This window comes from uncultured Algibacter sp. (genome assembly GCF_905480415.1).
Classification (GTDB): domain Bacteria; phylum Bacteroidota; class Bacteroidia; order Flavobacteriales; family Flavobacteriaceae; genus Algibacter_B.
In genome coordinates this window covers 1-12,652 of the sequence record NZ_CAJQQI010000128.1, presented here as the reverse complement: position 1 = coordinate 12,652, position 12,652 = coordinate 1, and the positions used below count along the sequence as shown (strand labels likewise).

The window sequence follows — 12,652 nt, the reverse complement described above, 5'->3', positions numbered from 1 at the left end:
AGCAATTAAAGCTACTGTTGAAGCCTTTTGACCTACAGCAACATATATACAATATACAGGCTCACCTGCATCGTAAAATTCTTTTTGATTTATGATGGTATCAATACAAACTGCTGTTTTACCCGTTTGACGGTCACCAATCACCAACTCTCTTTGCCCTCTACCAACCGGAATCATAGCATCAATAGCCTTAATTCCTGTTTGTAATGGTTCAGTTACGGGCTCTCTATAAATAACGCCGGGAGCTTTACGCTCTAAAGGCATTTCATAAGTCGTTCCAGAGATTGGTCCTTTACCATCAATAGGATTACCTAATGTATCTACAACTCGTCCAACAATACCTTCTCCAACATTAATAGAAGCGATACGCTCAGTACGTTTTACAATAGACCCTTCTCTAACACCTACAGAAGTCCCTAATAATACAATACCTACGTTATCCTCTTCAAGGTTAAGTACAATCCCTTCTAATCCGCCTTCGAATTCTACTAACTCGCCATATTGCGCATTAGCCAATCCATAAGCACGTACAATACCATCACCTACAGTTAGTACAGTTCCTACTTCGTCTAATGAAGCACTAGCCTCAAAACCTGAAAGTTGTTGTTTTAAGATTGCTGATATTTCAGCTGGTTTTACTTCTGCCATCTTATTGTTTATTTAGATACGAATATCTTAGTTTAATGTAAATTCTCTTTTTAATTTGTTTAGTTGATTTGCAACACTTGCGTTGTACTGCACATCTCCTATTCTTAAAATGAAACCACCTAAAATGCTTTCATCAATACTATTTTCTACTTCAACATCTTTTCCTGTTAGTGCTTTAGCTTTTGCTAAAACTTTCTTCTTTAAATCTGCTGTCAATTCTACTGCTGTAGTCACAGTTGCTAATTGGATACCTTTTGACTCATCAAATAACTGATTGTATTTTGAAGCCACATGACCTAAAATATCAATTCGATTATTAGTAATTAAAGTATCTATTAAGCTTTTAGTTGTTTTGTCAGAATTTTTAAAAACCTCTAATAAGGTTGATTTTTTTATTGAAGATGGTATTACAGGACTTTGAAGCATATCACTTAGCTCTTTACTATCTGCTACTGTATCAGCAATTAATTTCATGTCTTTATTTATAGCATCCGCAGATTTTAAATCTGTTGCTAAACTTAACACTGCCTTTGCGTAACGTATTGCTGCTCTTGCTCCTGCCATTATATCTTAGTTTAATGATTTTTCATCTAACATAGTTTCAACCAATTTTAATTGTTTGTCTTTGTTAGATAATTCAGCTCGCACTACTTTTTCAGCAATCTCTAAAGATAAACCTGCAACGTGATTTTTAAGTTCAGCCATAGCTGCTTTCTTTTCGCTTTCAATTGCTCCTTGCGCTTGTTGAATCATTTTATTTGCTTGCTCCTGAGCTTCTCCCTTAGCATCATCAATCATTTTATTTTTGATATCACGCGCTTCTTTCAACATCGTTTCACGCTCGGCTCTAGCTTCTTTTAATAACTTTTGATTATCAGCCTGAAGGTTTTGCATTTCTAACTTTGCTTTTTCAGCAGAATCTAATGCATTTTTAATTCCTTCTTCTCTTTCATTAACAGAATCTAAAATTGGTTTCCAGGCAAATTTCTTTAAAAGCAGAATTAAAGCTATGAATAAAATAGCTTGCCAAAAAAACAATCCTAATGAAAAGTCTTCGAATAATTTTTCCATAATAATTTATATTTCTAAAAAACTTATGTTTAATTAAAAGAACAGCTATAACCAACCGTCATAGCTGTTTCTTGTTTGTTTTATACTGCAAATAAAGCAGCAAACCCAATACCTTCAATCAAAGCTGCTGCAATAAGCATAGCTGTTTGAATTTTTCCTGTAGCTTCAGGTTGACGAGCGATTGCATCCATAGCAGAACCACCGATTCTACCAATACCAATACCTGCTCCAATTACTACTAAACCTGCACCTACGATAGCTGGAATTTCCATAATATATATATATAATTAATTAAACATTCAAATTTATTAATGACCTTCTTCATGGTCATGTTCTTCAACCGCCATACCAAAGTATAATGCTGAAAGTACTGTAAAAATATAGGCTTGTAAAGCTGCAACAAGCAACTCTAAAATAGCTAATACAAACGCTAACAAAAACGATAACCCACTTCCTAACCAATTTTGGAATAAAAATATCATCCCCACAATACTCATTAAAACAACGTGTCCTGCAGTAATATTGGCATATAAACGAATCATTAATGCGAATGGCTTAATGATGGTTCCTAATAATTCAATAGGCGCTAATATAATTTTCATTGGCCAAGGCACACCTGGCATCCAGAAAATATGTTTCCAGTAATTTTTATTTCCTGAAAACGTGGTTATTAAATAGGTCATAAGTGCTAAACATAACGTAATAGCTATGTTATTGGTTACGTTCATCCCTATTGGAGTTAAACCAAACAAGTTAACAATCCAAACGAAGAAAAATACCGTTAACAAATAACTCATGTATTTTTTATAGTGTTTTTCGCCAATATTTGGTCGTGCAATATCGTCGCGCACATAAAGCACAATTGGTTCTAACAAACGACCAGTTCCTTTAGGCATCCCATTGTTTGTTTTATATGATTTAGCCATTCTGCTAAACATAAAAAACATAATACCAAATACTAAAAAAATCAAGGATACGTTTTTAGTGATTGAAAAATCAAATGGTTTTTCGTTGGTAGCGTGATGATGGTCGTCTTCAAGAATTTTTCCATCCGCACCATCCACTTTATAAATTTTTGAATGATGTACTTTGTAGAAATCTCCCCCAACCTCAGCAACTGATTCTCCGTGATGAAATTTAGAAGATGAAAATACTTTTAACCCATTATCCCATAAAATAACTGGTAACGGAAAACCTACATGCTTATCCTCTCCTTCATCTGATGTATAAGAATACAATCCGAAGTCATAAGAATCTTTTAAGTGATGCTGAATATATTCTTTTATTTCTGTTTTTCTGTCGGTTTTTGGTTCACCGTGTACCTCTTGTTCCTTCCCGTAAGAAACGAAGGTTATTAAAAGCAGTAATAATGTAATTGGTTTTAAAGATATTTTTCTTCGCATATTGCTTTAAGTAATAGTGGCTTAAAAATCGGTGCAAAGGTATGTTTTTATATCAAAAACCAAAACAAATTTGCTTTTTATTTCATCTCTCGTTTTAAGATGATTCACTTATTATACTAATCTAGTTTATTCAACCATTTACTAAGGCTAACAGATTCTATTATCAAGCCCATAACATAGGGCACAAAAAACGCTGCAAATTCTAGTTTAGTTATAATATTATCCAATTTATAAAACGGGTAAAATAGAATAAAAAAAACGACAAATTTTAAAAGGCTCCCTGCTAAAAACAGAAACCCTAATTGACTTTTATACTTTTCTTTTAATAGATAAAGAATTCCGAAAATAACAATAACTAAAACAAGGTTAACTATGTAGGATAGTACAATTCTATTTTCGAATAAAGAAAGCTGTAAAACATTTAAAACAAGCAAATGTATAGCAAAAACAACTGTTAATAGAATAACTGTTTTTATTGCAAAACTTATAAAAGGATTACTCATTAATATTTAATTCTATTAACCTGTTTAAGAACCACATATAATGAAATCGCAACTCCTAAAAGTGTTGTAATAATAATAAACAATTTATCTCCGTCGTTAAATTTAGAATCCAGCCATTTGCCTAACATAACAAACAGATATATTGTAATACCCATTTGAAATGCAACTCCAGAAAGAATAGCAACGTTTTTAAGCTGTTTTCCCGGTTTCTGGTTTTCTTTGCTGTTGTGATTGTCCGCCATTATTCATTTCTTTTACGGTGCCTTTCATAACACACGTTACATTAAATGTGGCTCCTGGCTCAACAGCTAATTTACCAACCACAACTTCACCTTCAATATGAGCAGATGATTTTAAGGTTAATGTGCCTGACAAAGCTAGTTTACCCGAAAATTTACCTTCAAAATAAGCGTCAGTTCCATGTAAAGTGCCTTTAATTAAGCCGGATTTACCAACAACTACTTTTCCTGAAGTTTTAATATTTCCCTCTATAATTCCGTCGATTCTAAAATCGCCTTCACTGTTAAAATCGCCAACCATTTTAGTGCCTTGGGCAATAATGTTTTGGCTTGATGCACCTTCTGTCATTTGTTTTTCTTTTTTGTTTTCAGAGAACATAATGTGTTAAGTTTAATTATTATCGATATTCAAATAAGCATCCAAATTTTTATGGATTTGAATGATTTGATAATTCGTAGATGATACTACAAAATAAGGGACTTTTATTTTCTTTTGATCCTCTTTAGTTAATAGTTGATCAAATGTTTTTGCTACTTGTGGTGTTTTTAATCCGTGAACCACTACAAATTTTATGTTTGGGTTATAAACATCTATTGAGGCATTCAATTTATAATACCTAATATTTTTCAAAACGGTATCTAAGGTTTCTTTAAAGCTTGAAATAGCTTCTGGTTCCATGTCTTTAAATTGAAATATAACTTTATGGTTATCAGAAATACTATCAGTCTCCTCAATAAAATCTTTATTTGCTAATTTAGGTAAAATATTAGCTTCAATGTTTTGTGCCTGCTTACCTTCTGGAGTATTAGCATAGGTAATTGCTAAATAATTCACTGCTTTCTGATACGCTTCATAACCATATAAACGACCTGTAGCCGTAGCTTTTAATAATTCAAACTTTGGAACCATCGCTTCGCCATCAAAAGTTTTTATATACGCTTCACTTTTTGAAACAACATCGGCATATTCTTGGTTTTCGTGCTGAATATAGAGTGCTTCATATAAACTTTCAGGACTGTTTTCGTCTCTTTCAGTGACTAATTCCGGATTATTTAATATGGTCGCATATCTAGAATCTGGATATTTACTAATAATATCATTTTTAGCAATTATAGCTTCATCACTTTCACCTAACAATTCATAAATTTTATACAAGTTGTATTTTGAAGGTAGTATTAATTTTTCCTCAGGATTGCTATTTAATAAATTTTGAAACTTACTTTTTGATAACTCGTACTCCTTAAATTTCTCTTTGTAAATCAATCCTAATTGGTAATAAGCATAATTACGTTCTTTAGAAATGCTATCTATTTCTTTTTCTTCGGAAGGGATTTTAGAAATATAAAATTGAGGATCGAAACGTTCTTCATCTGATGCAGCAGCTACAACATTTATAGCAGCATTATTATTAGGCTCACTTGAAATCCCTTTGCTAGACCATCTCCAATTATCTTCTAAAGACCTATCACCCCATATTTTTGCAAATTCGTTTTTTCCGTAAGCTACGGTAGTTGGATTGTAAAAATAAAATGCAGTAGATTGGTTTTGAGGTCCAACTCTATTTGGTTGCCCTCCAATATTATTAACGGTTGCTAAACCACTATTACGTTCGGTGGCTTCTTGTTTTTCCTTTTCTATTTCGGCTTTAGCTTTTAAATCTTCAACAAAAGATTCAAAATAAGCCAACTTTTCTGCTTCCGTTAAATTCACCAAACTTAAAACACTGTCATTTACTTTGGCGATAGACTCATAAAAGATAACATCTTTTAAATTATCGCGCTTACGTTTTATAACACGATAAGGTTTCGATTTAAGAACCAAATTATTCATGGTGCTATCATAATACTCTCCCGCATCGGCGTAAACTGATGCGTCAAAATTAATATCACCTAATGTTTCATAATTTTTAGCTTTTAAAAACTTATCTCGACTATTTGTTCGCAAAGATTTATTATAATATGCTACCGCCAACGAGTCTGAACCATTTTGTAAATGATACGCACCAATTTGATGATAAATTTTATCTAAATATGGACGGTTTTCTCTATTTTCTTGAAGTTCAGCAAGTAATTCGCTAACCTCTAGCTTATTTCCATTATCAAAATCGAAGTTTTTGATTTTTTCCAAATACGCAGAAATCATATAGATTCTAGGCGTTTTTCTGCTAAGCTCAATCACTTTATCGAAAACGATATTAGCACTATCTTTATAACCCAGTTCATTATACAACTGACCCTGAATAAAGCGGTAACGCCCGCGCTCATCATTATTTTTTGTAGTACTTGATGCGATTTCTAATTGCGTAATTGCAGTATCAATAGATTTGGTATTTAAATAAGCTTGCGCGAGTATGGATGTTGCATCTGCTAAATCTTGCCCTTTTAGATCTTCTTGTTTTAAAAGACGCTTTAGGTTTTCTATAGCCAGCTCGTTATTATCTAGCCTAATATTTGCTTTTTCTCGCCATACCTTAGCTTGATTAATCTTATCGCTTGCTGGGTATTTGTAAAGAATATAATTAAGTGCCTCTAATGCGGGCACAAAACGCTGATCGAAATATCTAGCTTTTCCTAAAAGTAAGTAAGCTTCATCCATTTGAGGATTATTCTCCTTGCCATCAATATTCATGCTATGCTTTTGAATCGCTTTTGCAGCTTTCTCTTCAGCTCTCGAAAAATTTTCGTTTTTAGATTGACCTGGAAGCACAATGTCCTCAAAAATCTGCATGCGTTCTATGGGTAAAACTTCCCAATAGTTATCAAAATACGCATCATTAAGTGAGCTTTTACCTTGCTCTAAAGCGGTATAACCATTATAAAGTGCATTGAATTCTGCAGTAATAGCGTGAAAATTTCTATTTATAAATTTATCCTTTTTCCTAGAACAACTTAATGCAAGAAACGTTAAGAATGTAACTAGAAGTAAAGCTTTAGAAGGTGTTTTCAATGCTGGTGTTTTTAGTCTAATTAATAACTATAATCCGGTGTTATTATTATATAGAACTGTAAAAATAAGCATCTTTTTGTATTTACCTAAAAATTGTAATGACTTTTAAACAAAAGGATTAGTTAGCGAAATGCTCCTCAAGTTCTTGTAAAGTAGCCGCACTTTTAGCTAAATCTTTTACCACTTCGCCTTTCTCTAAAACAACTATACGCTCGCAAACATCGGTAACATGCATTAAATCATGACTTGAGATTAATACTGTAACATCTTGTTTTTCAGATAATTCTTTAATAATATTTTTAAGCCGGATTTGAGTTGTTGGATCTAGGTTAGCAAAAGGTTCATCTAAAACAATGACTTCAGGGTTCCCAATAAGCGCTGCAACAATACCTGCTTTCTTTTGATTTCCTTTACTTAAATCACGTAAATACTTCTTTTGCCCAATTATTTCACCGTGAAAAAAGTCTTCAAACTGAGACACAAGTGCGTCAACATCCGCTTTATTTTGTCCACGTAATTCGCCTATAAAGTAGAAATATTCTTCAGGGGTTAAATAGCCAATTAAAAAGCTTTCATCTATAAAGGCAGATGTAAAGGGCTTCCAGTCTTCACTTTTATTTACCTGTACATCATTATTCTTGATATAACCAGTTGTAGGTTGAATCAAATCTAAAAGCAAGCTGAAATATGTTGTTTTTCCTGCACCGTTATTACCTACTAAACCGAAGCTTTGACCTTTTGGAATCTCCAAAGATTCAATATCCAAAACTAAGTTTCCACTGTATTTCTTTGATAAATTAGAAGTTGTTATCATGATTTATTCTATTAGTTATTTTGATCGAAAGCATCAATCATTTTATATTTTGATTCTAAATATTTCTGAGTTATTATTTTCATTAATTTTTGATGAAATACAATCCCTATTACTCCAAAAATTATTAATATTAAACAAGCTATTTCAAAGCTTATTAAAAAATAAAATGCTGCAAATAATCCCATTGGCAAAAGCAATAAAGGAATACCAATTAGCCATTGTACGGCGCCTGTACCTTGGTAATTAAATGCCGCCTTTTGACTTAAATCTATTTTTTTTCTATTGAAAGAGCCCCCCAGTAGAATGACGTGCGTGTTAACCCCAATATTATAAATGGCTGCTGCAAAATGTGCCAATAATATTTTCCATCCGAAAAAGACATATGGAATACCTAAAACAAACAAGATCAATACACTTACGGCCATTAAAGTGAATTTTGACTTTAAATATTGCTCATATTTAATATTCTGACTCATTAGTAGTTTGTAATAACCACTATCCCATGCGGGTATAAACTGCCCAAAGTTGATTAGAAATATCCCGGTTGAAAACACACCAATAAAAACAAAAAACCAAGGCATATTTTGATACGTAGGCTGCGGATAGAAAAACAAACCATACAATAGGCCTATAGCCAACATCCAAACTGAGGATTTTGTGCGTTTATTTCGCCAAATTAACTTTAAATCAAGCTGCATAAACGGAGCAATATCCCCAAAGTTTTTGGTCCATTCTAAATTTGATGCATTTACTTCTTTAATTTTAGCTTTTAATCCACTATCTAAAAACAGCTTTTGTTTCAAGAGTTTAAAATTGAACACATAACACAATACAAGAAGTCCCAAAGGCACAATGATTAAGATGGGATAGTTATAAATAGCATTGAAACCGCCACCCATTATTTCATTAAAGGCAATTATATTAAAATGATTCAGCGCATATAAGCCCCCAACAATTAAAATTACGGGTAGAAAGGATAATTCTTTTTCTGCAGAAAAGCTCTCAATGATAAAATTGAAAAAATTTATGATGAGTGCCACTAGGACTAAAGCAAGCATCCACACCAAAACATTTGCTAAAGGATAATTTTTAAATAGTAATGTAATTCCAAACGGAATGATTGCAAATAATGGTAAAAAGTTAAAAAAGGATAATACCGATTTACCCAGAACATAATTTACCACATGACCTCTTTTTACTGGTAGTGTTAGTAATGGCTTTACACTCATTACCGGAAGTTTCTGGAAGAAAAAACGCAAAGCTAAATCGGCTAAAATCCAATAAAAAAGAAAGCTGTTAACTATTAACAACGGATCTTGATCTGGATAAACCTTTTTAAGGCCAGGGAATAGTAATAAACCCATTCCTAAAAACATGGCGATAAAATATAGGCTTAAAAAGCCCATGAAAATTTTAATGCCTAAACTTTTCCCAAAACTGGCAGACCTAAAAAAAGCCTTCCATTCTAAACTTAAAAAACGTTTTATCATATTTGGTAGTTTTAGTTTTCTTAAAAGTAAGTGTTAATAGGGTTGAAATTGTTACACTTTTAAATCATATTTTTTTGATTCCATATTATTCATCTCGAAATTTAGGGTTTACCAAAGCACGCATATTTCTAATATAACTCTCTAATTCAGCAAGTTTTTTAACGGTTACTTTTGTCCCGACTTCCGTTAATCGGTAGTATTTACGAACCCTATTACCAATTTTAACAACCTCAACACCCAATAAACCTTGAGCTTCTAATTTGTGTAATGCTGGATACAAAGCCCCTTCCGTTAATTGAAGCTCATTTTTTGTTATTTGTTTTACCTTTTGAGTAATCTCGTAACCATACATTTTATCATTCTCGTTTAAGAGTTTTAAAATAATGGTTGTTAAACTGCCTTTGTATAAATTTGAAGGTTTCATAGTGGTTCAAATATATACATAATATTCTTATGCATCATATAATTATGTATTATTTTTATCTAAAAAATGCGCTAAATTTTATAGTCTTCACTATTTTTGCTCAAAACTATTATATATGTCATCATTTCATAATCTTTCAGTAAAAAACATAAAAAGAGAAACAGATAAATCAATTAGTATCTCATTTAATCTTCCTGAAAATTTAAAAGCCTCTTTTGCCTTTAAAGCAGGACAGTATATTACTTTAAAAACAGTTATAGATGGCCATGAAGTACGTCGTGATTACTCACTTTGTGTTTCTCCTAAAAGTGGAGAATTAAAGGTTGCGGTAAAAGAAGTAAATGATGGTACGTTTTCTGCTTACGCAAATAACACTTTGAAAGTTGGTGATACTCTTGAAGTTGCACCACCTAAAGGGCGATTTATATTTGAACCAAACGATTCGAAAACTAAAAACATAGCGCTTTTTGCTGCAGGTAGTGGCATTACTCCTATTTTAAGTATTGTTAAATGCGCCTTAGAAGAAGAGGTCTATAGCCAAGTTATATTGGTTTATGGTAATAAAACTACTAAAGACACCATGTTTCTAAATGAGCTTTTGGAACTTCAACATGCGTATAAAGATCGATTTTCAATTCAATTCGTATTTAGCCAACAAGATGAAGACGATTCTATTTTTGGAAGAATAGAAAAAAGCACTGTTAATTATGTGATGAAAAATAAACATAAACATGTTGAAGTTGATGCCTTTTACCTATGTGGTCCCGAAGCTATGATTCATGCCGTTAAAGATGTTCTTACCAAACATGATATTGATGAAAACTGTATTCATTTTGAACTTTTTAAAGCTGCTAAACCTGTAGACGTTAAAGAAGATGTTGCTGCTGCTGGTAGTACACAAATTTCAATCACTGTAGATGATGAGACTACAACTTTTGAAATGTCTCAGAAGCAAACCATTCTTGAAGCTGCTTTAGATGAGGATTTAGATGCCCCTTATTCTTGCCAAGGTGGGATTTGCAGTAGCTGTTTAGCCCGAGTTACAGAAGGCGAAGCTACTATGACGCAAAATAATATTTTAACCGAAAGTGAAATTGCTGAAGGTTTAATTTTAACTTGTCAAGCACATCCAACAACTCCTAGTATCGTAATTGATTATGATGATGTTTAATTTCTATATCACTTTAATACAGCGTATTAAATTTTTTATTTAAATAATAGATTTAACTTTATCAATAACCATTTTAGGTGCAGTACTCCCTGCAACTTCTGTATAAGTGTCTGGGTATTTATTCCCATATACCGAAGTTGGTATTAATGGAAACGTAGTTCTATTTGCAACTAACCCATTGTTTTCTGGTTGATTGAATGGTGCAAAACCAGCAAAAGGATGTGTAACACCCCAAATAGTGATTACTTTAACACCTAACATAGCCGCAATATGTGCATTTCCAGAATCCATAGAGAGCATTACATCAAGATTTGAAATGACATCCATTTCTTCATCTAGAGATACTTTTCCAGCTAGGTTGAAGGTATTCTCAAAGTTATTTTCGAATTGATTGAGAATTTCTGACTCATTTTTTCCTCCTCCAAATAAAATAATTCTGTAATCTTTGGATAGGTTTTCAACAACATCCTTCATTAAGTTTAAAGGATACATTTTCCCATCATGAGCTGCAAAAGGCGCAATACCAATAGTTTCTATTGGGTTATCACCTATTAATTTTTGAAGTTTAGAACTTAACACAACCCGTTTAGGGAAACTGGGGTTAGACAAATCAACCTTATAACCTAATTCCTCAAAGACATCAGCATATCTTTGATGCGTTGTTTTAAGTTGTTTAAATACTTTACCTGAAGTCAGTAATTTTTTTTCTTTTCTACCCTTATCAATAGAAATAAAACGTTTGCAGCCAATAAATTTCTTTAGGATTTTACTCCTAAGCACATTGTGTAAATCAGCAGCCATATAAAATGGCTTTTTATTGAGCTCTCTTGCTAATTTATACAAACCAAAGACACCCTTATGTTGGCCTTTTAAGTCTGCCGAAAAAACATCAACGTTCTCTAAATCTCTAAAAAATGGTTTAAAAAAAACTCGTGTTAAAACAGTTATTCTAAGTTCAGGGTGTTTTAGAGTAAGTGCACGCAAAACTGGAACTGTCATAGCTACATCTCCCATAGCTGAGAGACGTATGACTAGAATGTTTTTAGATGGTTTGGGCATTATATTTCATTTGAAAACGTCTTCGATACTTCGACTGCGCTCAGTACAGGCCACTAAGACTGCCAGTACAATCCCATGTACCTATTAATTATTACTTCTGAGAACGAAGTACAGGATTCAGCTCATCATCATTATACATCTTCATCTGCTTATAAACCTTCATGTACTTGTCGCCTTTTTCAATATCACTTAAAAGCGTATCAATTGCAGTCGATAAGTCAACACGCTGTTCTAATAAAATATCTAACTTGGTCTGGCAAGCTGTCTTATGCTCTATAGAAGCGTCGTTACGTGTAGCCTCCTCATTCATATGGTACACTTTTAAGGCCAAAATAGACAATCTATCTACGCCCCAAGCAGGGCTTTCTGTATTGATGGTTGCATCCGCTTTTACAGAAGCATCTTTATATTTTTCTAAAAAATAACTATCAATGTACTCCACCATATCCGTTCTATCCTGATTAGAAGCATCTATTTGACGTTTTAATGCTAATGCAGCTATTGGGTCAATTTGTGGATCACGAATAATATCTTCATAATGCCATTGAACGGTGTCTATCCAGCTTTTTCTATACAACAAATGCTCTAATAAATCACTTTCCGGATAAGCGTTTTCGAAAGGTTGATCTACAGTGTTAATTACATGGTATTTTTCAATGACTTCTTGGAAAATTTTATTGGCTTTGCTTGTAAACATAGTTATAGCGTTTTATAATGCAAAATTACGAAAATTATATAAGAATTTTGTACAAAACAACCGCTACCAAATAATGAAATGTGTTTAAGAATACATTTTAACTTGGCTTTCATTAACTTTACTATTTCTAAATTAGATTTCGACACATGAACATTCATAATATATCACTTCAAAATTCCATATTGA

At 32.6% G+C, this 12,652-nt stretch carries 14 protein-coding genes and 1 pseudogene; 1 reads left to right on the top strand and 14 read right to left on the bottom strand.

Features of this window, described 5'->3' with window-relative positions:
- From QZ260_RS08720 to QZ260_RS08665, 12 genes and pseudogenes are all read right to left on the bottom strand, one after another.
- Positions 1-648, bottom strand: a pseudogene (locus QZ260_RS08720) (F0F1 ATP synthase subunit alpha); the annotation flags it as partial.
- Positions 649-675: 27 nt separating this feature from the next.
- Entirely contained in the window at positions 676-1,212 is a 537-nt protein-coding gene (atpH, locus tag QZ260_RS08715; RefSeq protein ID WP_295985122.1) for an ATP synthase F1 subunit delta, read from the bottom strand.
- Positions 1,213-1,218: 6 nt separating this feature from the next.
- The gene (locus tag QZ260_RS08710; protein ID WP_295985120.1) at positions 1,219-1,719 is read right to left on the bottom strand and encodes a F0F1 ATP synthase subunit B; all 501 of its coding nucleotides are present in this window, start codon (positions 1,717-1,719) and stop codon (positions 1,219-1,221) included.
- 80 nt (positions 1,720-1,799) lie between these two features.
- Positions 1,800-1,991 carry an ATP synthase F0 subunit C gene (gene atpE, locus QZ260_RS08705; protein ID WP_142784445.1) on the bottom strand — a complete coding sequence of 64 codons (192 nt, stop codon included), beginning with the start codon at positions 1,989-1,991 and terminating at the stop codon, positions 1,800-1,802.
- Between the two features lie 36 nt (positions 1,992-2,027).
- The gene (gene atpB / locus QZ260_RS08700) at positions 2,028-3,122 is read right to left on the bottom strand and encodes a F0F1 ATP synthase subunit A (protein WP_295985112.1); all 1,095 of its coding nucleotides are present in this window, start codon (positions 3,120-3,122) and stop codon (positions 2,028-2,030) included.
- Between the two features lie 116 nt (positions 3,123-3,238).
- Entirely contained in the window at positions 3,239-3,625 is a 387-nt protein-coding gene (locus QZ260_RS08695; protein WP_295985110.1) for a hypothetical protein, read from the bottom strand.
- Positions 3,625-3,867 (bottom strand): AtpZ/AtpI family protein, encoded by a 243-nt coding sequence (locus tag QZ260_RS08690; protein ID WP_295985107.1) that lies wholly within the window; start codon positions 3,865-3,867, stop codon positions 3,625-3,627. The genes QZ260_RS08695 and QZ260_RS08690 overlap by 1 nt, the downstream gene beginning before the upstream one ends.
- Positions 3,815-4,243, bottom strand: coding sequence for a polymer-forming cytoskeletal protein (locus QZ260_RS08685; protein ID WP_295985104.1), 429 nt, complete (start codon positions 4,241-4,243; stop codon positions 3,815-3,817). The genes QZ260_RS08690 and QZ260_RS08685 overlap by 53 nt, the downstream gene beginning before the upstream one ends.
- Positions 4,244-4,255: 12 nt before the next feature.
- Positions 4,256-6,811 carry a tetratricopeptide repeat protein gene (locus QZ260_RS08680; protein ID WP_295985101.1) on the bottom strand — a complete coding sequence of 852 codons (2,556 nt, stop codon included), beginning with the start codon at positions 6,809-6,811 and terminating at the stop codon, positions 4,256-4,258.
- Between the two features lie 118 nt (positions 6,812-6,929).
- Positions 6,930-7,625: an ABC transporter ATP-binding protein gene (locus tag QZ260_RS08675; RefSeq protein ID WP_295985099.1), complete on the bottom strand. Its 696-nt coding sequence runs from the start codon at positions 7,623-7,625 to the stop codon at positions 6,930-6,932.
- A gap of 11 nt (positions 7,626-7,636) precedes the next feature.
- Complete coding sequence (locus QZ260_RS08670) at positions 7,637-9,115, bottom strand: DUF5687 family protein (protein WP_295985097.1); 1,479 nt, start codon at positions 9,113-9,115, stop codon at positions 7,637-7,639.
- An 85-nt stretch (positions 9,116-9,200) separates the two neighbouring features.
- Positions 9,201-9,539 carry a helix-turn-helix transcriptional regulator gene (locus QZ260_RS08665; protein ID WP_295985094.1) on the bottom strand — a complete coding sequence of 113 codons (339 nt, stop codon included), beginning with the start codon at positions 9,537-9,539 and terminating at the stop codon, positions 9,201-9,203.
- Positions 9,540-9,654: 115 nt separating this feature from the next.
- On the opposite strand from QZ260_RS08665, the gene QZ260_RS08660 reads away from it, so the two are divergent.
- Entirely contained in the window at positions 9,655-10,710 is a 1,056-nt protein-coding gene (locus QZ260_RS08660; RefSeq protein ID WP_295985092.1) for a ferredoxin--NADP reductase, read from the top strand.
- A 39-nt stretch (positions 10,711-10,749) separates the two neighbouring features.
- On the opposite strand, the gene QZ260_RS08655 is transcribed toward QZ260_RS08660, so the two are convergent.
- Both QZ260_RS08655 and QZ260_RS08650 read right to left on the bottom strand, forming a co-directional pair.
- A complete protein-coding gene (locus QZ260_RS08655) occupies positions 10,750-11,769 on the bottom strand; it encodes a glycosyltransferase family 9 protein (protein ID WP_295985089.1) in 1,020 nt (339 codons plus the stop codon).
- 91 nt (positions 11,770-11,860) lie between these two features.
- Positions 11,861-12,466, bottom strand: a complete 606-nt coding sequence (locus QZ260_RS08650; protein WP_295985087.1) for a DUF4254 domain-containing protein — start codon at positions 12,464-12,466, stop codon at positions 11,861-11,863.
- Positions 12,467-12,652: the final 186 nt, after the last annotated feature.